20 protein-coding genes are annotated in these 20,878 nt (G+C 64.1%); 14 read left to right on the forward strand and 6 right to left on the reverse strand.

The window, feature by feature from the left end; genetic code table 11:
* The first annotated feature begins 34 nt into the window (after nt 1-34).
* The 3 genes from CR152_RS04810 to CR152_RS04820 all read left to right on the forward strand — a co-directional run bounded on the left by CR152_RS04810 (nt 35) and on the right by CR152_RS04820 (nt 2,331).
* A complete protein-coding gene (locus CR152_RS04810; RefSeq protein ID WP_370663806.1) occupies nt 35-184 on the forward strand; it encodes a hypothetical protein in 150 nt (49 codons plus the stop codon).
* 38 nt (nt 185-222) lie between these two features.
* On the forward strand, nt 223-1,074 hold the full coding sequence (locus tag CR152_RS04815; protein WP_099873903.1) for an MOSC domain-containing protein: 852 nt from the start codon (nt 223-225) through the stop codon (nt 1,072-1,074).
* Between the two features lie 126 nt (nt 1,075-1,200).
* The gene (locus tag CR152_RS04820) at nt 1,201-2,331 is read left to right on the forward strand and encodes a DUF484 family protein (protein WP_099873904.1); all 1,131 of its coding nucleotides are present in this window, start codon (nt 1,201-1,203) and stop codon (nt 2,329-2,331) included.
* Between the two features lie 144 nt (nt 2,332-2,475).
* Here CR152_RS04820 and CR152_RS04825 read toward each other — a convergent pair whose 3' ends face one another.
* Nucleotides 2,476-4,461, reverse strand: a complete 1,986-nt coding sequence (locus CR152_RS04825) for a monovalent cation:proton antiporter family protein (RefSeq protein WP_099873905.1) — start codon at nt 4,459-4,461, stop codon at nt 2,476-2,478.
* A gap of 130 nt (nt 4,462-4,591) precedes the next feature.
* On the opposite strand from CR152_RS04825, the gene CR152_RS04830 reads away from it, so the two are divergent.
* Genes CR152_RS04830 through CR152_RS04855 form a run of 6 tightly spaced genes read left to right on the forward strand, consistent with a single transcriptional unit; the run spans nt 4,592 to nt 9,615 of the window.
* The gene (locus CR152_RS04830; protein ID WP_099873906.1) at nt 4,592-5,590 is read left to right on the forward strand and encodes a KpsF/GutQ family sugar-phosphate isomerase; all 999 of its coding nucleotides are present in this window, start codon (nt 4,592-4,594) and stop codon (nt 5,588-5,590) included.
* Nucleotides 5,590-6,144, forward strand: coding sequence for a KdsC family phosphatase (locus tag CR152_RS04835; protein WP_099873907.1), 555 nt, complete (start codon nt 5,590-5,592; stop codon nt 6,142-6,144). Before CR152_RS04830 ends, CR152_RS04835 begins: the two co-directional genes overlap by 1 nt.
* A 21-nt stretch (nt 6,145-6,165) precedes the next feature.
* Entirely contained in the window at nt 6,166-6,789 is a 624-nt protein-coding gene (gene lptC, locus CR152_RS04840) for an LPS export ABC transporter periplasmic protein LptC (RefSeq protein ID WP_099873908.1), read from the forward strand.
* Entirely contained in the window at nt 6,786-7,382 is a 597-nt protein-coding gene (gene lptA / locus CR152_RS04845) for a lipopolysaccharide transport periplasmic protein LptA (RefSeq protein ID WP_099873909.1), read from the forward strand. Before lptC ends, lptA begins: the two co-directional genes overlap by 4 nt.
* On the forward strand, nt 7,382-8,137 hold the full coding sequence (gene lptB, locus CR152_RS04850; RefSeq protein ID WP_099873910.1) for an LPS export ABC transporter ATP-binding protein: 756 nt from the start codon (nt 7,382-7,384) through the stop codon (nt 8,135-8,137). Before lptA ends, lptB begins: the two co-directional genes overlap by 1 nt.
* Before the next feature lie 2 nt (nt 8,138-8,139).
* Nucleotides 8,140-9,615, forward strand: a complete 1,476-nt coding sequence (locus CR152_RS04855) for an RNA polymerase factor sigma-54 (RefSeq protein WP_099873911.1) — start codon at nt 8,140-8,142, stop codon at nt 9,613-9,615.
* Between the two features lie 22 nt (nt 9,616-9,637).
* On the opposite strand, the gene CR152_RS04860 is transcribed toward CR152_RS04855, so the two are convergent.
* Nucleotides 9,638-10,978, reverse strand: coding sequence for a hypothetical protein (locus tag CR152_RS04860; RefSeq protein ID WP_099873912.1), 1,341 nt, complete (start codon nt 10,976-10,978; stop codon nt 9,638-9,640).
* A gap of 386 nt (nt 10,979-11,364) precedes the next feature.
* Here CR152_RS04860 and hpf point away from each other — a divergent pair, with 386 nt between their 5' ends.
* The 5 genes from hpf to CR152_RS04885 all read left to right on the forward strand — a co-directional run bounded on the left by hpf (nt 11,365) and on the right by CR152_RS04885 (nt 17,104).
* The gene (gene hpf, locus CR152_RS04865) at nt 11,365-11,730 is read left to right on the forward strand and encodes a ribosome hibernation-promoting factor, HPF/YfiA family (RefSeq protein WP_099873913.1); all 366 of its coding nucleotides are present in this window, start codon (nt 11,365-11,367) and stop codon (nt 11,728-11,730) included.
* Nucleotides 11,731-11,828: 98 nt separating this feature from the next.
* Nucleotides 11,829-12,914, forward strand: a complete 1,086-nt coding sequence (locus tag CR152_RS04870) for an enoyl-CoA hydratase/isomerase family protein (protein WP_099873914.1) — start codon at nt 11,829-11,831, stop codon at nt 12,912-12,914.
* Nucleotides 12,915-13,000: 86 nt separating this feature from the next.
* Nucleotides 13,001-13,378: a BlaI/MecI/CopY family transcriptional regulator gene (locus CR152_RS04875; RefSeq protein WP_099882006.1), complete on the forward strand. Its 378-nt coding sequence runs from the start codon at nt 13,001-13,003 to the stop codon at nt 13,376-13,378.
* Nucleotides 13,379-13,380: 2 nt separating this feature from the next.
* Complete coding sequence (locus tag CR152_RS04880; RefSeq protein ID WP_099873915.1) at nt 13,381-14,910, forward strand: M23/M56 family metallopeptidase; 1,530 nt, start codon at nt 13,381-13,383, stop codon at nt 14,908-14,910.
* 88 nt (nt 14,911-14,998) lie between these two features.
* Nucleotides 14,999-17,104, forward strand: a complete 2,106-nt coding sequence (locus CR152_RS04885; protein WP_099873916.1) for a TonB-dependent receptor plug domain-containing protein — start codon at nt 14,999-15,001, stop codon at nt 17,102-17,104.
* 9 nt (nt 17,105-17,113) lie between these two features.
* Here CR152_RS04885 and rapZ read toward each other — a convergent pair whose 3' ends face one another.
* From rapZ to queF, 4 genes are all read right to left on the reverse strand, one after another.
* Nucleotides 17,114-17,977, reverse strand: coding sequence for an RNase adapter RapZ (rapZ, locus tag CR152_RS04890; RefSeq protein ID WP_054265936.1), 864 nt, complete (start codon nt 17,975-17,977; stop codon nt 17,114-17,116).
* 113 nt (nt 17,978-18,090) lie between these two features.
* The gene (hprK, locus tag CR152_RS04895; protein WP_099873917.1) at nt 18,091-19,026 is read right to left on the reverse strand and encodes an HPr(Ser) kinase/phosphatase; all 936 of its coding nucleotides are present in this window, start codon (nt 19,024-19,026) and stop codon (nt 18,091-18,093) included.
* A 51-nt stretch (nt 19,027-19,077) separates the two neighbouring features.
* A complete protein-coding gene (locus CR152_RS04900; protein ID WP_099873918.1) occupies nt 19,078-19,560 on the reverse strand; it encodes a PTS sugar transporter subunit IIA in 483 nt (160 codons plus the stop codon).
* Between the two features lie 438 nt (nt 19,561-19,998).
* A complete protein-coding gene (queF, locus tag CR152_RS04905; RefSeq protein ID WP_099873919.1) occupies nt 19,999-20,829 on the reverse strand; it encodes an NADPH-dependent 7-cyano-7-deazaguanine reductase QueF in 831 nt (276 codons plus the stop codon).
* Between the last annotated feature and the right edge of the window lie 49 nt (nt 20,830-20,878).

A 20,878-nucleotide genomic window follows, 5' to 3' on the forward strand; every position in this document is an offset into this window, starting at 1 on the left:
GCTTGTATTTCATTGTCGGCAACACAAGCATGCGGTGAGCGCCAGCGCCGGCCGCATGGCGGCGCTGCTGCCCGGCTACCACCTGCCCGATATCGATGTGTTGGCGGTGTACCCAAGCCGGCGTCACATGATCGACTTCCTGGCGGCCGAACTGAGAGCAATGGCGCCATGGGACAAAAACTGAGATAGACTTGGCTATTTCTTAACTACAGCGCAAACCCGATGGCGATCCTGTCCGAACTGATTCTGTACCCGATCAAATCCTGCGCCGGCATCTCGGTGCGCGAAGCCACGCTGACCCGTTCCGGCCTGTCGGTCGACGCGGTGTACGACCGCGAATGGATGCTCATCGACGAGAACGGGCAGTTCCTCACGCAGCGCGAGCATCCGCGCATGGCGCTGATCACGCCACGCCTGTTGTCGGACACGCTGGAGTTGCGCGCGCCGGGCATGCTGCGCCTCGAAATACCGCTCGGCCTGCCCGACCCGGACCACGAAATCACACGCGACGTGACGGTCTGGGAAGATACCGTGCTGGCCTACGACTGCGACGACACCACCGCCACCTGGTTTTCGAAAGCGATCGGCACCCCGTGCCGGCTGGTGCGCTTCCACGCCACCGCCACCCGTTATTCCAGCACCAAGTGGACCGGCGGGCTGGCCGAGCCGACCCTGTTCTCGGACGGCTATCCGGTGCTGCTGGTGGGCCAGGCCTCGCTCGACGACCTGAATCAGAAAATGCAGGCGGCCGGGCGCGCGGCCCTGCCCATGAACCGCTTTCGCCCGAATATCGTCATTGACGGCATCGACGCCTTCGAGGAGGACTACGCCGACCATTTCGCGCTGGGGGCGGCGCGCCTGAAGCCTGTCAAGCCCTGCTCGCGCTGCCCGATTCCGGCGGTCGACCAGGCCACCGGCGAGCCGGGGCCCGATCCGCTCGATATCCTGCGCACCTACCGCAGCAAGGCGGTCATGGACGATAAAATCTGCTTCGGTATGAATGCGATCGTAACTGACGGTGATGGCGAGCGCCTGCAAGTGGGCCAACCGGTGACAATGACGCTGGCATTCTGAGGCCGTGGCGGCACTGTTGGCGGCGATGCTAAATGCGATCCGGGTAAAATTTTTCGTTTTCAACGCGGACCGGATCGCGTAAGGTGGCACTATTGTCGAGGTCGACAGGAAAAAGGTGGGAACCGTATGCATGATCCCGGCGCTTCGGCGCGCGATGTGGAAGCTGAAAACGAGTCCTTGCGCGCGCGCCTGGACTATCTGGTGGAGCAGGCCGAGCGCAATCACGAGATCATGTGCCGGCACCAGGCGTTCGACCTCGAGATCGTCGGTTCCGACAGCTTCCAGGCGCTGATCGGCACCATTTTCAGCAGCCTGCCGGCCATTGCCGGTCTCGATATCGTGACACTGAGCCTGGTCGACCAGGACGCCGACATCCGCACCGTGATGGACAAGCTGGGTGTGGACTTCAACGATTTCCCGCACATGATCTTTGTGGACTCGGTGGCGGCACTGGGCTTCGTGCCGTCGCGCAGCGAGGTGTTCACCGGGCCGCCCAAGCCGATGCTGGGGCCTTATCACCCGGCCGGTCACCAGCCGATGTTCCCGAACCAGCCGCCCGGCCTGCAGAGCATCGCGCTGGTGCCGCTGCTGCGCAACAAGCGCCTGATCGGCAGCCTGAATCTGGGCAGCCTGGATCCCACACGTTTTACGCCGGCCATGGCCACCGACTTCATCGAGCACATGGCGTCGATCATCGCGATCTGCCTCGAGAACGTGATCAGCAATGAGATGCTCAAGTATATCGGGCTGACCGATTCGCTGACCGGGGTGTACAACCGGCGTTACATCGACCGCCGCCTGCTCGAGGAAATCGGCCGCGCGCGGCGCCAGGCGTACCGCATTTCGTGCCTGTACATCGACATCGACCATTTCAAGCTGGTCAACGACAGCTCCGGGCACCAGGGCGGCGATGAAGTGCTGCGCGAGGTCGCTGCCCGCATCAAGGCCGAGCTACGGCTGTCGGACGCGCTGGGGCGTTTCGGCGGCGAGGAATTCGTGGTGCTGCTGATCGATGCGAATCTCGACAGCGCGACCCAGGTGGCGCAGCGCATCTTGCAGAGCATTGCCGGGACACCGTTCACGCTCTCAGGCGGGGAGCGGCTGACGGTGTCGGTGTCGATCGGGGTGGCCACGCTGGACGATTTCGAGCGCGATCACGCGATCGAAGGCGTGGCGCAGGCGCTGGTGGCGCATGCGGATACGGCGCTGTACAAGGCGAAAGAGGGTGGGCGCAATCGGGTGGTGTCGTTCGTTTAGCCGCCCCGTCGTTCCCGCGCCAAGGCGGCACTCGGCGGGAACCCAAGTACGCGGATCAGAGTAGACGTAACGCGGAGCTGCGGAACTTGGATTCCCGCCTGCGCGGGAACGACGGTAGCCTGCGCGGGAACCACATGCTAACGGCTAATGCAGCAAGCGCTCCTCCGCCCGATTCACAGCATCGGCCGACCCCCGCAGCACCACCACATCACCGACTTCCAGCTGCGTCAGCGGCGTCACATCGAGCCGCTCTTTCCCGCGCCGCACCGTGGTCACGTCGGCTCCCAGTTCGGCCAGCTCCAGCTGGTCGATGCGCTTGCCGACCGAGGCGGCATCCTCGCGCAGGGTCACCGAGTGCAGCCGCACGAATAAATGCTCCGGATCGTCGCTGACGTCGCCGCTGCCATGAAAATAGCCGCGCAGCGAGGCGTAACGCTCGTCGCGCGCGCTCTGCACCCGGTGTACCACGCGCCGCAGCGGCACGCCCATCATCACCAGCGCGTGCGAGGCGAGCATCAGGCTGCCCTCCAGCGCTTCCGGCACCACTTCCGCCGCGCCGGCTTTTTTCAGCACATCGAGATCGGTATCGTCATAGCTGCGCACGATCACCGGCAAGGTCGGCGCCAGCTCGTGCACCAGGTGCAGCACCTTGATCGCCGAGGGCGTGCTGGCATACGTGATCACCAGCGCGCTGGCGCGGTAAATACCGGCCGCCACCAGGCTTTCACGGCGCGCCGCGTCGCCGTACGACACATGCGCACCCGCCGCCTGCGCTTCCGCCACTCGTTCCGGGTCCAGGTCGAGCGCCTGGTAGGCCACTTTTTCTTCGGTCAGCAGGGTCGCCAGGGTCTGGCCGCTGCGCCCGAAGCCGGCGATGATGACGTGCTTCTGGGTCGACATGGTGCGGCTGGCGATTTGGGTGAGCTGGAGCGACTGCATCATCCACTCGTTGGACGAGACCTTCATCACGATCTGATCCGACTTGGCGATGATGAAGGGCGCCACCAGCATCGACAGCACCATCGAGGCGAGCACCAGCTGGATGATGAAGTCATCGATCAGGCGCGCGCCGGAGGTCAGGTTGAGCAGAACGAAGCCGAATTCGCCCGCCTGCGCCAGCGCCAGGCCGGTGCGTATCGACACGCCGTCGGATGCGCCGAACAGCTTGGCCAGCACCGCGATCAGCGCGAACTTGAGCGCCACCGGCAGCACCAGCAGCAACACTACCAGCCACCAGTTTTCCAGCACCAGGCCGACATTGAGCAGCATGCCGACGGTGATGAAGAACAGCCCAAGCAGCACATCGCGAAACGGCTTGATGTCTTCTTCCACCTGATGCTTGTACTGGGTCTCTGAGATCAGCATGCCGGCCACGAACGCGCCCAGGGCCAGCGACAGGCCGGCGTGCTCGGTGATCCAGGCCGCGCCCAGGGTGATGAGCAGCAGGTTGAGCATGAACAGCTCCTGCGAGCGGCGCTTGACGACGATGGCAAACCACTTGCGCATGATCTTCTGGCCGATGAACAGCAGCAGCACCAGCACGATCACCGCTTTCAGGCCGGCCCAGGCCAGCGTTTCGGCCAGTTCCTCGGGCGGCTTGCCGAGCGAGGGGATGAGAATGAGCAGCGGCACCACGGCCAGATCCTGGAACAGCAGGATGCCGATGATCTTGCGGCCATGCTGGCTTTCGAGTTCGAGCCGCTCGGTCAGCATCTTGACCACGATGGCGGTCGACGACATGGCCAGCGCGCCGCCCAGCGCAAACGCGGCCTGCCAGGTGATTTTCAGCGACGCCGGCAACTGGGTCGAAAGCAGCCACCCGAACAGCATGGTGGCGACAATCGTCAGCACCACCTGGGCCATTCCAAGGCCGAACACGATGCGCCGCATCGCCATCAGCTGCGACAGGGAGAATTCCAGACCGATCGAAAACATCAGGAACACCACCCCGAATTCGGCCAGTGTTTCGGTGGTTTTGCTGTTTTCGGCCAGGCCCAGCGCGTGCGGGCCGATCAGGATGCCGACAGCCAGGTAGCCAAGCATCGGCGGCAGGTGCATCATGCGGAACGCGACTACGCCCAGGACGGCGCTGCCTAACAGAAGGAGGGTAAGTTCTAGTCCTGAAAACATGCGGTGCCGTGTAAAGGAATGGTAAAGGCCGGGCGAAAACACGGGGTGAAGACGATTTCTGCGTCTGGCAAGTTTTTTGCTTTCGCAATTCGTTTATACTTCTGCCATGAGTGTAACCCATGAAAAAACAATGCTGAAAGCTTTTGACAAAAACCTCACGCAACGCGCCATGCAACTGGCCCGCGAGACGCTCGAAATCGAAGCGGACGCCATCCGCGCCCTGCACGCGCGCCTGGAAACCGACGACAGCGTCGGCCAGGCCGTCGGCCTGCTGATGGAATGCGGCGGGCGGGTGGTTGTCTCCGGCATGGGCAAGTCGGGCCATATCGCGCGCAAGATCGCCGCCACGCTGGCGTCGACCGGCACCCCGGCCATGTTCGTCCACCCGGGCGAAGCGGCCCACGGCGACCTTGGCATGGTCACCGCGCAGGATGCCTTCATCGCCATTTCGAACTCCGGCGAGACGGCCGAACTGATGTCGATCCTGCCGATCATCAAGCGCATGGGCGCGCCGCTGATCGCCATGACCGGCAATCCGCAATCGAGCCTGGCGCTGCTGGCAGATGTGCACCTGGACGTCTCGGTGGCCAAGGAAGCCTGTCCGCTCAACCTGGCGCCGACCGCCAGCACCACCGTCACGCTGGCGCTGGGCGACGCGCTGGCCGTGGCCCTGCTCGACGCGCACGGCTTCAAGGAAGAAGACTTCGCCCGCTCGCACCCGGGCGGCGCCCTGGGCCGGCGCCTGCTGACCCACGTGCGCGACGTCATGCGCAGCGGCGACGCGGTGCCGAAGGTGAGCGCCGATGTGTCGCTGTCGGTGGCCCTGCTCGAAATCACCCAGAAGGGCATGGGCATGACCGCCATCGTCGACGAGGCCCAGCGCCCGATCGGCGTATTTACCGACGGCGACCTGCGCCGGCTCATCGAGCGCGTGCAGGACTTCACCAGGATCACGATCCGCGACGTGATGCACGCCGATCCGCGCTGCGTCGGTCCCGACCAGCTGGCGGTGGATGCCGTCGCCATCATGGAAGAATTCCGCATCAACCAGATGCTGGTGGTCGACACCGACGGCAAGCTGGTGGGCGCCCTGCATATCCACGACCTGACCCGCGCGAAGGTGATCTGATGATCCAACCAGAAGTCAACTTTACCTACCAGCTCGACCACCTGCGCCGCGCCGCCGCCGTCAAGGTCATGATTTTCGACGTCGACGGCGTGCTGACCGACGGCAGCCTGACCTACGGCCCCGATGGCGAAGCGACCAAGACCTTCAATGTGCTCGACGGCCTGGGCATCCAGCTGCTGCAAAAGAGCGGCGTGGCCACCGCCATCATCAGCGCGCGCCAGTCGCCGATCGTGGTGCGGCGCGCGGCCGACCTGGGCATCATGCACGTCCACCAGGGCATCCACGACAAGCGCATCGCCTTTGCCAAACTGCTGGAAGCGACCGGCGTGACGGCCGCGCAGTGCGGCTACATCGGCGACGACGTGATCGACCTGCCGCTGCTGCTGCAGGTCGGCTTTGCCGTCACCGTGCCGACCGGGCACCCGGAAGTGCAGTACCGCGCCCATTACGTCACCAAGGCCGGCGGCGGGCGCGGCGCCGTGCGCGAAGTGTGCGACATGGTCATGCGCGCGCAGGGCACCTACGAGACGGCCCTGGCGCCGTACTTCGCCTGATGCAAACGACAAGGAACGACCATGCATAAGCGCACCGCACACCGCTGGCGCCTGACCGCGACCATGGTGGTCGGGACCTTCTTCGCCTTCGGCACCTTCTGGCTGGTCCAGCTGGCGCAAAACAGCGACACGTCGGTCGATCCGAACAGTTTCAAGAATGAACCCGACTACATCGTCGAACAATTCAGCTTCGTGCGCATGACGCCCGAGGGCAAGCCGCGCTACCTGGTTTCCGGCGCCAAGCTCACGCACCGCCCGATCGACGATTCCTCGGATGTCGACCTGCCGGTGCTGCAGGGCGTCGCGCCCGGCCAGCCGGTTACCACCATCACCTCGCAGCGTGCGCGCATCCGCCACGCCCAGAACCAGGCGGACCTGATCGGCAATGTCAACGTGGTGCGGCCCGAGTCGCCCACCAACCGCGGCATGCAGCTTAAAACCGAAGCGCTGACCGTATTTACCGACGAAGACCGCATGACGGCGGACCAGCCGGTCCAGGTCACGCTGGGCACCGCCACCATCACCGGGACCGGCATGGAGGCAAACAACGCGACGCGCGAGCTCAAATTCGCCAGCCGCGGGCAGATCATCTATCCACCGAAAGCGGCGCGCGCAGCGCCACCCATCACAGGTAAACCACAATGAAAAAATTTCTAGCCTTCGCCCTGCTCGGCCTGGCCGCGGTCACCGCGTCCGCCGAAAAGGCCGATGCCGCCAAACAGGCGGTGATCACTTACGACACGCTCGAAACGAATGAAGTGACCCAGGTGACGATCCTGACCGGTAACGTGGTCGTCACCAAGGGCACCCTGATCCTCAAGTCCGACCGCGCCACAATCAAGGAAACGCCGGAAGGCGATATGTTCGTGACCCTGACCGCCAACGGCGGCAAGGTCGCCACGTTCCGCCAGAAACGCGACGGTGGTCCCGACTTGTGGGTCGAAGGCCAGGCCCAGCGCATCGAATACGATGAACGCAACGACATGATGAAGCTCTTCTCGCACGCCAAGATCCGCCAGCTGGAAGGCCAGAAGCCAACCAACGAAATCGAGAGCGAATTCATTTCCTACGACAGCCGCAAGGAAGTTTTCCTGGCGCGCAATGACGCCAGCGGCACCAACAAGCCGGGCCAGGGCCAGGGCACGATGGTCATCGCACCGCGCAAGCCGCGCGCGGCACCGGCCACGCCGGCACCGGCGCCAGCGCCGGCCACCACGCCACCGGCGGGAACCCAATGATGGAACCGAAGAATTGCGGCAGCACGCTGATCGTGCGCGGGCTGCAGAAAAGCTATGGCAAGCGCCTGGTCGTGCGCGACGTGTCGCTGCAGGTCGACTGCGGCGAAGTGGTCGGCCTGCTCGGCCCCAACGGCGCTGGCAAGACCACCTCGTTCTACATGATCGTCGGCCTGGTGCCGTCGGATGCGGGTACGATCGATATCAGCGGGGTCGATATTTCGAGCCTGCCGATCCACCGCCGCGCCGCGCTCGGCCTGTCGTACCTGCCGCAGGAAGCGTCGGTGTTCCGCAAGCTGACGGTGGAAGAAAACATCCGCGCCGTGCTGGAACTGCAAAAGGTCGATGGCAAGTCGCTGACCAAGGCCCAGATCAACGAACGCCTGGACACGCTGCTGGCCGACCTGCAGATTGAAAAACTGCGCGAGAACCAGGCCATGTCGCTGTCGGGCGGCGAGCGGCGCCGGGTCGAGATCGCGCGCGCGCTGGCGACCAACCCGCGCTTCGTGCTGCTCGACGAACCGTTCGCCGGGGTCGATCCGATTGCCGTCATCGAGATCCAGCGCATCGTGCGCTTCCTCAAGCAGCGCGGCATCGGGGTTTTGATCACCGACCATAACGTGCGCGAAACGCTTGGTATTTGCGACCGCGCCTACATCATCAACCAGGGTGCGGTGCTCGCCTCCGGTCGACCCGACGACATCATCGCCGATGAATCCGTGCGCCGGGTCTACCTGGGCGAACACTTCCGGATGTAGGCATGAAACAGTCCCTTCAACTACGCACCTCCCAGCACCTCGCCCTCACGCCCCAGCTGCAGCAGTCGATCCGGCTGCTGCAGTTGTCGACCCTGGAACTGCATCAGGAACTGGAGCAGCTGTTAAGCGACAACCCGCTGCTCGAACGGCTCGACGACCCGCTCGATCATTCGGTGCGCCTGCTGGGCGATGGCGCCATCAGCAGCACCTCGACACCGACCGAAGCGGCGCCCGAGCCGGGAGCGCAGGATGCGCCGGCGCCGGCCGAAGGGGAAGGCTTCGAAGGCGGCGACGCGGACAGCCCGGCCAGTAGCAGCGACAACGATGGCGAATGGGGCGACCTCGGTCGCGCCAAGACATCCGACGACGAGGATTCGCGCCCGCAGCTCGAAGCCTCGGCCACCACCTTGCGCGAGCACCTGATGGAGCAGATGCGCGTGACCGTGCTGGAGGCGCGCGACCGCGCGCTGGTCGAACTGATCGTCGACGCCATCGACGACAACGGCTACCTGACCGAATCGCTGGAAGAAATCCAAGAGCGCATGCCGCCCGAGCTGGAGATCGAAATTGAAGAATTGCGCACCGCGCTGGCGCTGCTGCAAAGTTTCGATCCGATTGGCGTGGGCGCGCGCAATGCGTCCGAATGCCTGGCGCTGCAGATCCGGCGTATGCCGGGCGTGGCGCTGGTGACGCGCCGCATGGCGCTGACGATTGTCGAAAACCACCTGACCTGGTTCGCGCAGCGTGAATTCAACAAGCTGAAAAAGGCGCTCGACTGCGACGATGAAGACTTGCGCGAGGCGCAGACCGTGATCCGCCAGTGCAATCCGCACCCGGGCGCGGAGTTCGCGTCGGACGTGTCGGACTACGTGGTGCCGGACGTGATCGTGCGCAAGGCGAAAAACGGCTGGTCGGTGATGCTCAATAACGATGTCATGCCGCGCCTGCGCGTGAACAGCATGTACGCCGCGCTGCTCAAGCAGGGCAAGGGCGAAGGGCAGATGGGCGCGCAGCTGCAGGAAGCGAAGTGGCTGATCAAGAACATGCGCCAGCGCTTCGATACCATCTTGCGGGTGGCCGAAGCCATCGTCGAACGCCAGCGCAATTTCTTCTCGCACGGCGCGGTGGCGATGCGCCCGCTGGTGCTGCGTGAAATCGCCGACACGCTCGGCCTGCACGAGAGTACGATTTCGCGCGTGACCACGCAAAAGTACATGATGACGCCGCACGGCATGTTCGAGCTCAAATATTTTTTCGGCAGCCACGTGGCTACCGAAGCGGGCGGCGAAGCGTCATCGACGGCGATCCGCGCGCTGATCGTGCAGCTGACCAGCGCCGAAGATCCCAAGAGTCCTCTGTCGGACAGCAAGATCGCCGACATGCTGGGCGAGCAGGGCATGGTGATCGCGCGCCGCACGGTCGCCAAGTACCGCGAAGCGCTCAAGATTCCGCCGGTCGCCCTGCGCAAGTGTCTCTAGCCTGCCCGGAACTGCGCGGCGCCTAGAAAAATTCCGGGTGCTCGCGCAGCAGCACCTGCTCGTACTGGTTCACCGCCTTGAACTGTTCCAGCCCCGGCGCCATGCGCCGGCCAGCGTCCCAGCTGCGCCAGGCGCGCGCCATGTCGTAGCTCAGGAACAGCGCATCACCCATATCCTTGTAGGCCCCGGCCAGCGCCGGATTGGCGCGCAACACGCTGGCGTACAGCGGTAGCGCGGCGCGTACGTCGCCCAGCTTGGCGCGCCAATTTGCTTCAAACAGCGCCAGCATGTGCTGCTTGTGTGTGGTGAGCTTGCGCAGTTCCTGCAGCTTGGCGAGCGCCGCCTCCATCTCCGCCTTCCCCTTGGGCCGTATCGCCGCCGCGAACGCGCGCACTTGCGGATCGGCGTTGAGCAGCACCTTCTGCTCCGAGGTCGGCATTTTCATCTGTTCGCCGCTGACAAACGCCAATTCGGACATGCCGAGCATGGCGTCGAAGGCACGCTTGTCGGCGAACGCTTGCGCGATCTCGGTCTCGAAGGCTTGCCTGGCTGCCGCCGTCGGCGGCGCCGCATTCGCCTGCGCCTTGTCGAGCAGCTGATCGAGTTCGTCAGCCGCTGCCGCGCGCGGCTTGTACGGCTTGAGGTCGTAGCTGGCGGGGGCGCTTTGCCTGAGCGCGCTGACCGTGTAAGTGCGCGTCTGGCTGTGGCCGACCTGCTTGTGGTGCATCACGAAGCCGGCCGGCACGCGCTTTTCGCTGGCCAGGCGCGCCAGCACCAGCGGATGGCCGCCGAAACGGTAGCGCATCATGCGCTCGAACTTGGCCGCGTCGCCGGCGCCGATGCTGGTGCCGCCGGCCGGAATGCGCGCCAGCGGATTGCCGTCGACCGCCAGCACGGTGGCGCCGGCCTCGGTCGATTCGGACAGCTTGCGCGCCGCTGACGCGACCGACAGCTCATGTTCGTCGAAGACCGGGTCGAACGCCGGCACGTCGACCTTGGCTACGCTCAGCGCCCGGTTCAGCACCGACCGGTTCTTCAGTTCCTGGACGCGAAAGCCGGCTTCGTCGAACAGCGAGTAGTCGACATAGCGCCGATTGGCAAGGTCGATCTGGTAGCGGCGCCGGGTCGCCAGGTCGTAGATCGTCGATTCGCTCGCGCTGCTCACCGACAGATAGTGTTCGCCCAGGACCACCTTGTACTGCTTGATCTCGTCCGGCGGCGGGTTGTGGCCGTGCGACGCCACCGCGTATTTGGTGGCCACGCTCAGGTCGAAAGTGAGTGAGGCAAAGGCCGGCGCGGCGTTGCACAGGGCGCCGGCCAGGGCCAGGCGCAGCAGGGAGGAAAAGGCGGATCGCTTGAACATATCGGCATTCGGGAAAGGGGCGGGGAAGCGATTGTAGGTGAAGACCGTTGTCTTATATATATTAGTCTACGCACCTGCTACTTTCCGATCCTGCCGGTATTACGAGAATATACCGCAGAGAATATACCGGCTATTTCCCCTTGATTCCTGGCGTCTTTGTGCTTACCTTGTGCTATGCCAAATAACTGATACACTTGGTTTACACGAGAGAAAGTTGCTCGGGTACAAAAATGAAGGAGTTGAATACCATTAAACCCATTAATCGATTGGCAATTTTGCGGGCGTACAGAATCACCTCGTCCGTGCTGTCATAACGCTGTTCCTCTGCGCTGCCATGCGTACGAACGATAGTAACAAGAAGTGCCATTATCATTAGGAGTGTGTGTATGAATCTCACAATCAGTGGACATCATCTTGAAGTAACGCCAGCCATCCGTGAATACGTACAGAGCAAGCTTGAGCGCGTAAGGCGCCATTTCGATCAAGTGATCGATATTGCTGTCATCCTCACCGTCGACAATCTGACGGAAAAAGAAAAACGTCAAAAGGCCGAGATCAACCTGCGCCTGTCGGGCAAAACCGTGTATGTGGAAAGCCTGTCGCACGATCTTTACGCCGCCATCGATACCCTGATCGACAAACTGGATCGTCAGGTCATGAAGTACAAGAGCAAAGTCCAGGACCATAATCACCAGGCCATCAAGCACATGCCTGAAGAGATGCCTGAAGAAGAGACGCCGTCGGCCGCATAAGCAGGCCCCGTCCCTTTCGCCAAAGGGCGCCCGCGTGGCGCCCTTTTTGCATCCATGCGCGATAAAATAGCGCTCTTTTCCTCTTCTACCAGCCAGCCATGAGCGAATTCGTCCAGACCCGCGTTGCCAACCGTACCGGCATGATTATCCTCGACCGCCCCAAGGCCCTCAATTCGCTGTCGCTGGCGATGGTGCGCGACCTGACGGAGGTGTTGAGCGCATGGCGTAACGATCCCGCCATCGATGCCGTGGTCATTGGCAGCAGCAGCGAGAAAGCCCTGTGCGCGGGCGGCGATATCCGCTTTTTCCACGACTGCGGCCATGCCACGCCCATGGGCGGCAGCGCGCTGCTGGAAGATTTTTTCACCGAAGAATACGCGCTCAATCACCTGATTCATTTTTACCCCAAGCCGTATATCGCGCTGATGGACGGCGTGGTGATGGGCGGCGGCATGGGCATTGCCCAGGGCGGTCCCGAATGCCGCATCCGCATCGTCACCGAAAAAACCAAGATGGCCATGCCCGAGGTGAATATCGGCCTGTTCCCGGATGTGGGCGGCAGTTATTTTCTGTCGCGCGCGCCGGGGCAGCTGGGGCATTACCTGGGCTTGAGCGGCCTGACCATCGGCGCGGCCGACGCCCTGTATGTCGGGCTGGCCGATCTGTTCGTGCCTCAGGCGCACATGGGCGCGCTCCAGGAGCTGATCGAGGCCACCCCGGGCGCGCAGCTGCGCGCGGCCATCGAGGCGTTTGCGGCGCCGTTTTCCGCTGACGCGGGCGCGTCGATCCTGGCCGCGCAGCGCGATGGCATCGACCGCCATTTCGGCGCCGCTTCGGTTTCGGCCATCATGGCCTCGCTCGAAGGCGACGACGGCGAGTTCGCGCAAAAGGCGCTGGCCGCGATGCGCCAGCGCTCCCCGCTGATGATGTGCGTGACGCGCGAACTGCTGCTGCGCGGCGCCTCGCTCGATGTCGCCGATTGCCTGCGCATGGAACGCACCGTGGTGCGCCACAATTTCGAGCACGGCGAAGTGCTCGAAGGCGTGCGCGCGCTCGTCATCGACAAGGACAACGCGCCCAAGTGGAATCCGGCCAGCCTCGATCAGGTCGACGCCCCGATGGTCGAGCGCTTCTTTGCGCCGGTGTGGCCGGCAGCCGCGCATCCGCTGCGCCATCTGGATTGATGTAAGGCGCGCCGCCCGGTTGGCGCTTGACCTTATGTGACAAATGTCGCATACTTGCCCCATCAGTCACAATGTGGAGCACCGTCATGTCAGCCATTCCCTCGGTTTCAGAACTCAGCCTGCTCAAAGTCCTCTGGAAAGACCAGCCCCTGAGTGCGCGCGAACTGCACGAGCGCGCCGTCGCGGAGCTGGACTGGTCGTTTTCCTCGACCCGCAAGACGCTCGAACGCATGCTCGACAAGCAGATGTTGTCGCAGGACGCGCAGCACGGCGTGCAGGTCTACCGCGCCCAGCTCGACAAGGTGACGACCCTGGCCGCCTTTGCGCGCGACTTCGGGCGCCGCGTGATGGAAATCGATGCGCCGCTGCCCGTCAATATGTTCACCGGCAGTAAACTGGTCGACCAGCAGGAACTCGCGGAACTCGAGCAGATGCTGCAAGACTGGCCCGACGCGAAGGAGTGAGCATGTTTAACGCGATCGCCTTTCCCTTCCTTAAAGCGAGCATCACCTGCGGCATTGCGGCCGCCATCATCCTGGCCCTGCTTTCGCTCGCAACGCGCGTGTGGCCGGTGCTGGCCGGGCACCGCTCGGTGTGGCTCTGGTCGCAGGCAGCCATCGCATGCGCCTTCGTGCTGGCGCTGCTGCCGCACAGCGCCAGCTACAGCGTGCTGCCGGCCATCGAGATCGAACGTGCCGTGGCATCAGCCCCGGCGCCGCTGCAGTACGCCGGCGCCGGCGAGGCCGATGGCGCCGAGGACGACGTCGACGCCATCGAACTGCTCGCGCAAGCCTGGCTGGCGCTGTACGCGGCCGGCCTGCTGGCTGCCGGTGCGCGCTGGGTGCATGCGCAGCGCGGCCTGCGTGCCTTGCTGGCCAGCGCGCGCGCGCTCGATGCCGCGGCGCTGGCGCAGCACGCGGGATTTGGCGCCGAGCCCGTTGCTGCGCTGCTGCGGCGTGGCCTGCGCGTGTCCGAAACCGATGCCGCCATCTCGCCCATGCTGACCGGTCTCGCGCGGCCGCACCTGCTGCTGCCGCGCCATCTGCGCAGCTTCAGCGACGAGCAGCAGCGCCTGATCGTGGCTCACGAATTGACTCACTGGCAGCGCCGCGATCCCTTGTGGCTGCACGCGGGCATGCTGCTGCAAACGCTGTTCTGGTTCAATCCCCTGCTGGCGGTGCTGACCCGGCGCCTGAACTGGGCACAGGAACTGGGGTGCGACCGCGCCGTCCTGGCCGGCCGTCCCACCCAGCAGCGCAAGCAGTATGCGGCCGCCCTGGTGGCCCAGCTCAAGGTACAGCAGGAGAGCTTCTGCGCGCCTGTCGCCAGCATCGCCTTCGGCCACGGGAACGCCGCGTCGCTGCGCGCCAGGGTGAGCCTGATCCGCGAGCAGGGATTGCGCGCGCCTGGCTTGCCGGGCAAGGCTGCGGTGGCCGGCGCGCTGGTGTCGGTGCTGGGCGCGAGCCTGTTATTGCAGCCGGCGTTTGCCTGGCGCGCGCCGGAATCGACCGCGCCAGCGGCATCGACATCGGCCACCGTCGCCAGCGCGCCGCAGCAGTGGCAGATGCCGCTCGACCGCGTGCGCGTCACCAGTTTTTACGGCGCCGCGCGCAAGAACCTGGAAGGCGGCCATCACGGCATCGACTTCGCCGCCCGCACCGGCACGCCGGTATTGGCCGCGGCAAGCGGCACCGTTGTCACCTCAAGCGCGCAGTACGAGGGCGGGCCGCAGTACGGCGACGTGGTCCTGATCGAACACGCCAACGGCGTGCGTTCGCTGTACGCTCACCTGAGCGTGCGCTCGGTGCAGCCGGGCCAGGTGGTGCGCGCCGGCGACATGATTGGCCTGGCCGGCGAAACCGGCAAGGTCACCGGTCCCCACCTGCATCTGGAAGCCTTTCGTAACGGCGAGCGCATCGATCCGCAGCAGATGCTGACGTCCCTCGACGCCTACGCAACCTCCCAGGCGCTGCGCAAGCGTCCCGCCAAACCCTAACCACCCCTTCCGGTCAAGCGCGGTTCCTTGTGCGGCGCAGCAGCGCCGCGGGACCGCGCTCGTCCCTGCACACCATTCAAGGAAACCCATGCAGATCCGTCCGTATGCCTGCGCCTGCGCGCTGGCTTTATCCTCAACGGCGCTGGCCGACGATGTTCTTCCCAAAATCGAGATCGCGGGCGCCCGCTACGACCAGCGCCGCGAGGAAACCGCCGCCAGCCTGGTGGTCGGGCGCGAAGAGCTGATGCGCCACGGCGACCGTTCGCTCGGCGACGCCCTCAAGCGCGTCCCCGGCATCACCATCGGCGACGGCGGCGGCCGCACCAGCGATATCCGCCTGCGCGGCCTGGGCAACGGCTACACGCAGGTGCTGCTCAACGGCGTGGCCGCGCCGGCCGGCTTCTCGCTCGAATCGCTGGCGCCGGAACTGATCGAACGGGTCGAGATTGCGCGCGGCGCGTCGGCGGCGACGAGCATGCAGGCCATCGCCGGCAGCGTCAACATTGTGCTGCGCAAGTCGGCCACGCGCCTGCGCGCCACGGTCAAGGCAGGGGTGGACACGCAGCATGGCCGGCGCTCGCCCAGCCTGGGCGGAGAATTGAGCGGCAAGGACGATGCGTTTTCGTATTCGGTTCCGGTGAGCCTGTCGTATTCGCGCGTACCCGCCCCATCGCGCGAGGAAGAAACGGCGCCTGGCCTGCGCCGTGAAACGCGCCTGAACGAAGACAACACCACGCGCCTGGTGAGCCTGTCCCCGCGCGCCAACTGGAAGCTCGCCAACGGCGACACGCTCGGCTTGCAGGCTTTTCTGAGCAACAGCCGGCGCGCGACCGACGCATGGGCCAAGGAGACCACGCTGGTCGGCACGCCGACCCTGCATCCGCAGCGCGCGGCGGTGTTCGATATGCCGGCAACTTGGCTGCGCGCCGATCTGGAGTGGACGCGCAGCCTGGGCGAGGGTGCGCGCATCGATGCCAGAAGCGGCATTCACCGCAGCCGGCGCAAGAGCGATTTCGAGTTCGGCGACATGATCGATGGCCGCCGTGCGCCCGCGCTCAACCTGGTCACGTCCGACCTGCGCGAAGGCGGCTATCACGCGGGTGTCACCTGGACCCGGCCCATGGGCGGTGGCCACACGCTCACTGCCGGCTGGGATGGTGCGCACACCACGCGCAGCCAGACCCGCGTGGCCAGCGAGCGCGATAGCTTCGATCAGGCGTCGCTTTTGACCGATCACCGCTATCACGGCATCATCGACCGGCTTGGCGTGTTCGCGCAGGATGGCTGGGAGATCACCCCCGCGTGGTCGCTCTCGGCCGGCCTGCGCTGGGAAACGCTGCGCACCTCGGTGGCCGAAGCCGGCGTGGCGGCGGTGCGCCAGCGCAACGTGATCCCCGCGCCGGTGCTGCAGGCACTGTACAAACCGGCCGCCGGCCATCAGCTGCGCGCCGGGCTGGCCCGTACCTACAAGGCGCCCACCATGGGTAGCCTGATTCCCCGCCGCTATACGGTCGACAACAACAACAGCGCCACCAATCCGCATAGCCAGGGCAATCCCGCGCTGCGGCCCGAAAAAGCCTGGGGCGTCGATGTGGGCTACGACCGCCAGGTGGGCAAGGATGGCTTGCTGGCCGCCAGCGCCTACGTGCGCCGCATTGACGACGTAACGGTCACGCGGCTGTTTCAGGATGGCGCGGACTGGATATCGACGCCGGCCAACCAGGGCGGGGCGAGCGCGCGCGGCATTGCGCTGGAAGCGAAGCTGCCGCTGCCCGGTTTTGCGCGCGCAGCCTTCAACGGCAACGTGGCGCGCAACTGGTCGCGCATCGACAAGGTCCAGGGGCCGGACAACCGGCTGGCGGAGCAGGCGCCGCTCACGGCCAGCCTTGGCATCGATGTGCGCGCCGCGCTGACGGTGGGGGCGAGCTTCACGTATGCGCGCGGTGCGGTGACGCGCTACTCGCCCGTATGGAGCGAATCGAACGGCGGCACGCGCTTGCTCGATATGTATGCCTTGTGGGGAGCGGGCAAGCAGACGCGCTTGCGGGTCGGAGTGACCAATGTGCTGCGGCGTTCAAAGGTATCGCAATCGGACCATGGCAGCGCCGGCGCCATGCGCTCCACCAGGCGCGAGCTGACGCCAGGCGCTGCGCTGCGCATCACGTTCGAGCATGATATTGAACGGCCCAAATGAGCCGGCAGATCAGGACTGTTCGCGGTGCCTGAGCACGACCCGTTCGGTCGGGCTGAAGTAAGCGGCGAGGCGCTCGGCCATGTACACCGAGCGATGCTGCCCGCCCGTGCAGCCCAGCGCCACGGTCAGGTAGCTGCGGTTGTCGGTCTTGAACGACGGCAGCCACTTCTCGACGAAGGCGCGGATATCTTCCAGCAGCTCGGCCGCGCTGGGCTGGGCGTCGAGGAAAGCGATCACCGGCGCGTCCATGCCGGTAAGGGGTCGCAAGGTCAGGTCGTAATAGGGATTGGGCAGGGCGCGCACGTCGAACACAAAATCGGCGTCGAGCGGCACGCCCAGTTTGAAGGCAAACGATTCAAAGAAAAGCGTGAGCGGCGCGCGCTCGATCTCGACCAGTTCCTTGATCCACGCGCGCAGCTTGTTGGCCGACAGGTCGGACGTGTCGATCACGTGGCCAAGCTGCTCGATGGCGGACAGGCGCTCGCGCTCTTCGAGAATGCATTCGATCAGGGTGCGGCGCGAGGCCGGATTTTCGTCGGGGCGCAGCTGGTGCGACAGCGGATGGCTGCGCCGCGTTTCGGAAAAGCGCGCCACCAGCGAGTGCGTGTTCGAGGTCAGGAACATGACCTTGATATCGTGGCCCTGGTCTTTCAGCAAACGGATGTTGGTGGGCAGTTCGACCAGCGACTGGGCGCTGCGCGCATCGACCGCGACGGCGGCGCAGGCAGTGCCGTCCGCGATCAGCGCGTCGATCAGGCTCGGTAACAAGGCTGGCGGAAGGTTGTCGACGCAGTAGTAGCCTGCGTCTTCAAGGACGTTGAGGGCGACCGATTTGCCCGATCCGGAAATACCTGTGATGAGTACGATGCGCATAGGCCCGATGATACCCCAAGCGGGTGGGGTTTGCTTAGGCACTATGCATGATTCTCAAGAGGCAACAGAGATTTTACAACGGTCCCGGCGGCTACCTATGTATACGGCTAGGGTTAATCGCTGCTCATCGCCAGGCGCTGGCGCTCCATGAATTCTTGTAATGTGTCGATGCCGCGCAGTTGAAGAATCGTATTGCGCACCGCCGCTTCAAGCAGTACCGCGATGTTGCGGCCGGCGGCGACGGGAATCACCACTTTGCGAATCGGCAGTCCTAATACATCCTCGGTCGGAAACAAAAACGGCAGGCGCTCGACTTCTTCTTCCAGCGCGCTGCGGCGCACGAGATGGACGATCAGCTTCAAGCGCATCTTGCGCCGCACGGCCGTCTCGCCAAAGATCGCCTTGATATCCAGCAGTCCCAGGCCGCGCACTTCCAGCAGATTTTGCAGCAGCGCCGGGCAGCGTCCTTCGATCATGTTCGGGGCGATGCGCGAAAACTCCACCGCATCGTCGGCCACCAGGCCGTGGCTGCGCGAAATGAGCTCCAGTCCCAGCTCGCTCTTGCCCAGGCCCGAGTCGCCGGTAATGAGCACGCCCACGCCCAGCACGTCCATGAACACGCCATGCATGATGATGCGCTGCGCGAGCTTCTTGGACAGGTACACGCGCAGGAAGTCGATCACCTGCGCGGCCGGCAGCGGCGTGGAAAACAAGGGGATGTTCTGCTCGTCGCAGATGGCCAGAATGTCGGGCGGCGTATCGAGTCCCTGCGCGATGATCAGCGCCGGCGGCCCGCCGGCAATGAGCTCGCCGATGACGTGGCTGCGCGAGCCGGATTTAAGGCGGTGGTAATACGTCAGTTCCTGATGCCCGAATACCTGGATGCGGCCCGGGTGGATCAGGTTCAGGTGGCCGACCTGGTCGGCGGCGGAGGCGACGTCGCCCGAAATGAGGCGTTCGCCGCCGGGAAAGCCGGCGAACCAGCCCAGCTGCAGACTTTCGCGATTGTCGTCGTACAGCCGTTGGATGGTCAGCGGAGTTTGCAGCATGAACGGGTCTTCAGAAAAGTGAGGGCGCCAACGCGCCCGGCATCCTGAAGTTTAACCCAGTGCTTGCAGGCTTGGTTGCCAATTGATGATGCGCGAGTGAACCGATTTCGGGTCCGGATCGGTCGCCAGCGCTGTGCGGAAACCGTCGTCGGAAAACATCTCGGCGATCTCGGACAAAATCTCAAGGTGCTGCTGGGTCACGTGGTCGGGAATGAGCAGGAAGAACAGCAGGTTGACCGGCTGGCCGTCAGGCGACTCGAACGGAATCGGTTCGAGCAGGCGCACGAAAGCGGCCAGCGGGCTCTTGAGGCTCTTGCTGCCCTTGATGCGGCCGTGCGGCACCGCCACTCCATGGCCGAGCCCGGTCGAGCCGAGGCGCTCGCGCGCAAACAGGTTGTCCGAAACGGTCGAGCGGGCAATTCCGCAGTTGTTCTCGAAGATCAGCCCAGCTTGCTCGAAAGCGCGCTTCTTGCTGGAAACTTCGAGATCGAGCAACACGTTCTCGAGCGATAAAATTTTGCTAAGGTTTGTCATAACGCTGAGTATTGGTGCGATGCACAAGGGTGCTTGCGAGCCAGAATTATAGGCCTGTTTTCCGGCTGTGTAATCGGAATTCGTCGTCGATTCATGTCAAGTCTGCATTGACATTTCGCAAGTTGAATAGCGATTCATACAAGCCGGACGACATGCTATCGCGCCAAGTGATGGAAAATTTGAATTTCCGCCATGAAATTGAGGATTTTGCACATAAATGCTGGTCCTTAACGCAGTTTGCCATTTTTCCTGTGCTTGCTGCCCGTTTTTTCAGCGCCACATCCGTACCCGCGCCCGTTGTTTAATTATAAAGTTGGTGGCAATTGTCTGTCGCCCGAAAAGCACACTCGTTCCCTTACCGATCAAGGTATTCCCGCATGGCAATGCCGTCAAGCGCGCGCGCAGGGGGAAAGCGGGCCCCTTGCGCTGCCTCAAACGTCATTGGCGTGCCGTGCGCAGATTGGGCGGACGGCCCGAGCTGAAGTTGCTGCGCCATGGGTTGATATCGAGCCCGCCGCGGCGGGTATAGCGGGCGTACACCGCCAGCTTTTGCGGCGCGCACTGGCGCAGGATGTCGGTAAAAATGCGTTCCACACATTGTTCGTGAAATTCATTGTGCTCACGAAATCCGATCAGGTATTTCAGCAAGCCTCCCTGTTCGATCTGCGGGCCCACGTAATGAATCTGTACGCTGGCCCAGTCCGGCTGGCCGGTGACCAGGCAGTTCGATTTGAGCAGGTGCGAGACGAGCTTTTCCTCGACCGGCGCGCCGTCCGCCGCGGCCGTGAGCAGGGCGGGCGAGGGCGAGTAGTTGTCGATCTCGACGTCCAGGCGGTCCAGCAGCATGCCATCGAGTTCGCCCATTTTGACGGTGTCGAAGGCGTGCGGCTCGATCAGGGTGATGTGGACCGGCGCGCCGAAGCCGCCGGCCAGGTCTTCGCGCAGCAGGGCCAGCAAGGCGTCGCTGTTGGACAGGCGCGTCTGGTTGAAGGAATTTAAATACAGCTTGAACGATTTCGATTCGACGATGTTGGGCGAATCGGCCGGCACCGTGATCGTGGCGATCGCCACCTGGGGTTTGCCGCGCATGTTCAGCCACGAGATTTCGTAGGCGTTCCAGATATCGACGCCGAAGAAAGGCAGGGTGCCGGTGAGCTGGAGTTCATCGCGCTTGCCCTGGCGCGGGATCGGAAACAGCAGGTCCGGCGCGTATTGGGTTTGGTAGGCGGAGGTTTTGCCCAGGGGAGATAGATCGGCGGTGTTGGTCATATCGATTCAGTCAAATTCAACCACCGTCGCTCCCGCGCCAAGGCGGCAC

It is taken from the genome of Massilia violaceinigra (genome assembly GCF_002752675.1).
Taxonomy (GTDB): domain Bacteria; phylum Pseudomonadota; class Gammaproteobacteria; order Burkholderiales; family Burkholderiaceae_D; genus Telluria_A; species Telluria_A violaceinigra.

Coding starts and splice junctions, on each gene's coding strand:
- CR152_RS04825 (WP_099873905.1), bottom strand. CDS start 4,461: ATGTTTTCAGGACTAGAACTTACCCTCCTTCTGTTAGGCAGCGCCGTC.
- lptB (WP_099873910.1), top strand. CDS start 7,382: ATGGAACCGAAGAATTGCGGCAGCACGCTGATCGTGCGCGGGCTGCAG.
- lptA (WP_099873909.1), top strand. CDS start 6,786: ATGAAAAAATTTCTAGCCTTCGCCCTGCTCGGCCTGGCCGCGGTCACC.
- CR152_RS04835 (WP_099873907.1), top strand. CDS start 5,590: ATGATCCAACCAGAAGTCAACTTTACCTACCAGCTCGACCACCTGCGC.
- CR152_RS04885 (WP_099873916.1), top strand. CDS start 14,999: ATGCAGATCCGTCCGTATGCCTGCGCCTGCGCGCTGGCTTTATCCTCA.
- CR152_RS04880 (WP_099873915.1), top strand. CDS start 13,381: ATGTTTAACGCGATCGCCTTTCCCTTCCTTAAAGCGAGCATCACCTGC.
- lptC (WP_099873908.1), top strand. CDS start 6,166: ATGCATAAGCGCACCGCACACCGCTGGCGCCTGACCGCGACCATGGTG.
- CR152_RS04860 (WP_099873912.1), bottom strand. CDS start 10,978: ATGTTCAAGCGATCCGCCTTTTCCTCCCTGCTGCGCCTGGCCCTGGCC.
- hprK (WP_099873917.1), bottom strand. CDS start 19,026: ATGCTGCAAACTCCGCTGACCATCCAACGGCTGTACGACGACAATCGC.
- CR152_RS04870 (WP_099873914.1), top strand. CDS start 11,829: ATGAGCGAATTCGTCCAGACCCGCGTTGCCAACCGTACCGGCATGATT.
- CR152_RS04900 (WP_099873918.1), bottom strand. CDS start 19,560: ATGACAAACCTTAGCAAAATTTTATCGCTCGAGAACGTGTTGCTCGAT.
- hpf (WP_099873913.1), top strand. CDS start 11,365: ATGAATCTCACAATCAGTGGACATCATCTTGAAGTAACGCCAGCCATC.
- CR152_RS04820 (WP_099873904.1), top strand. CDS start 1,201: ATGCATGATCCCGGCGCTTCGGCGCGCGATGTGGAAGCTGAAAACGAG.
- queF (WP_099873919.1), bottom strand. CDS start 20,829: ATGACCAACACCGCCGATCTATCTCCCCTGGGCAAAACCTCCGCCTAC.
- CR152_RS04855 (WP_099873911.1), top strand. CDS start 8,140: ATGAAACAGTCCCTTCAACTACGCACCTCCCAGCACCTCGCCCTCACG.
- CR152_RS04875 (WP_099882006.1), top strand. CDS start 13,001: ATGTCAGCCATTCCCTCGGTTTCAGAACTCAGCCTGCTCAAAGTCCTC.
- rapZ (WP_054265936.1), bottom strand. CDS start 17,977: ATGCGCATCGTACTCATCACAGGTATTTCCGGATCGGGCAAATCGGTC.
- CR152_RS04830 (WP_099873906.1), top strand. CDS start 4,592: ATGCTGAAAGCTTTTGACAAAAACCTCACGCAACGCGCCATGCAACTG.
- CR152_RS04815 (WP_099873903.1), top strand. CDS start 223: ATGGCGATCCTGTCCGAACTGATTCTGTACCCGATCAAATCCTGCGCC.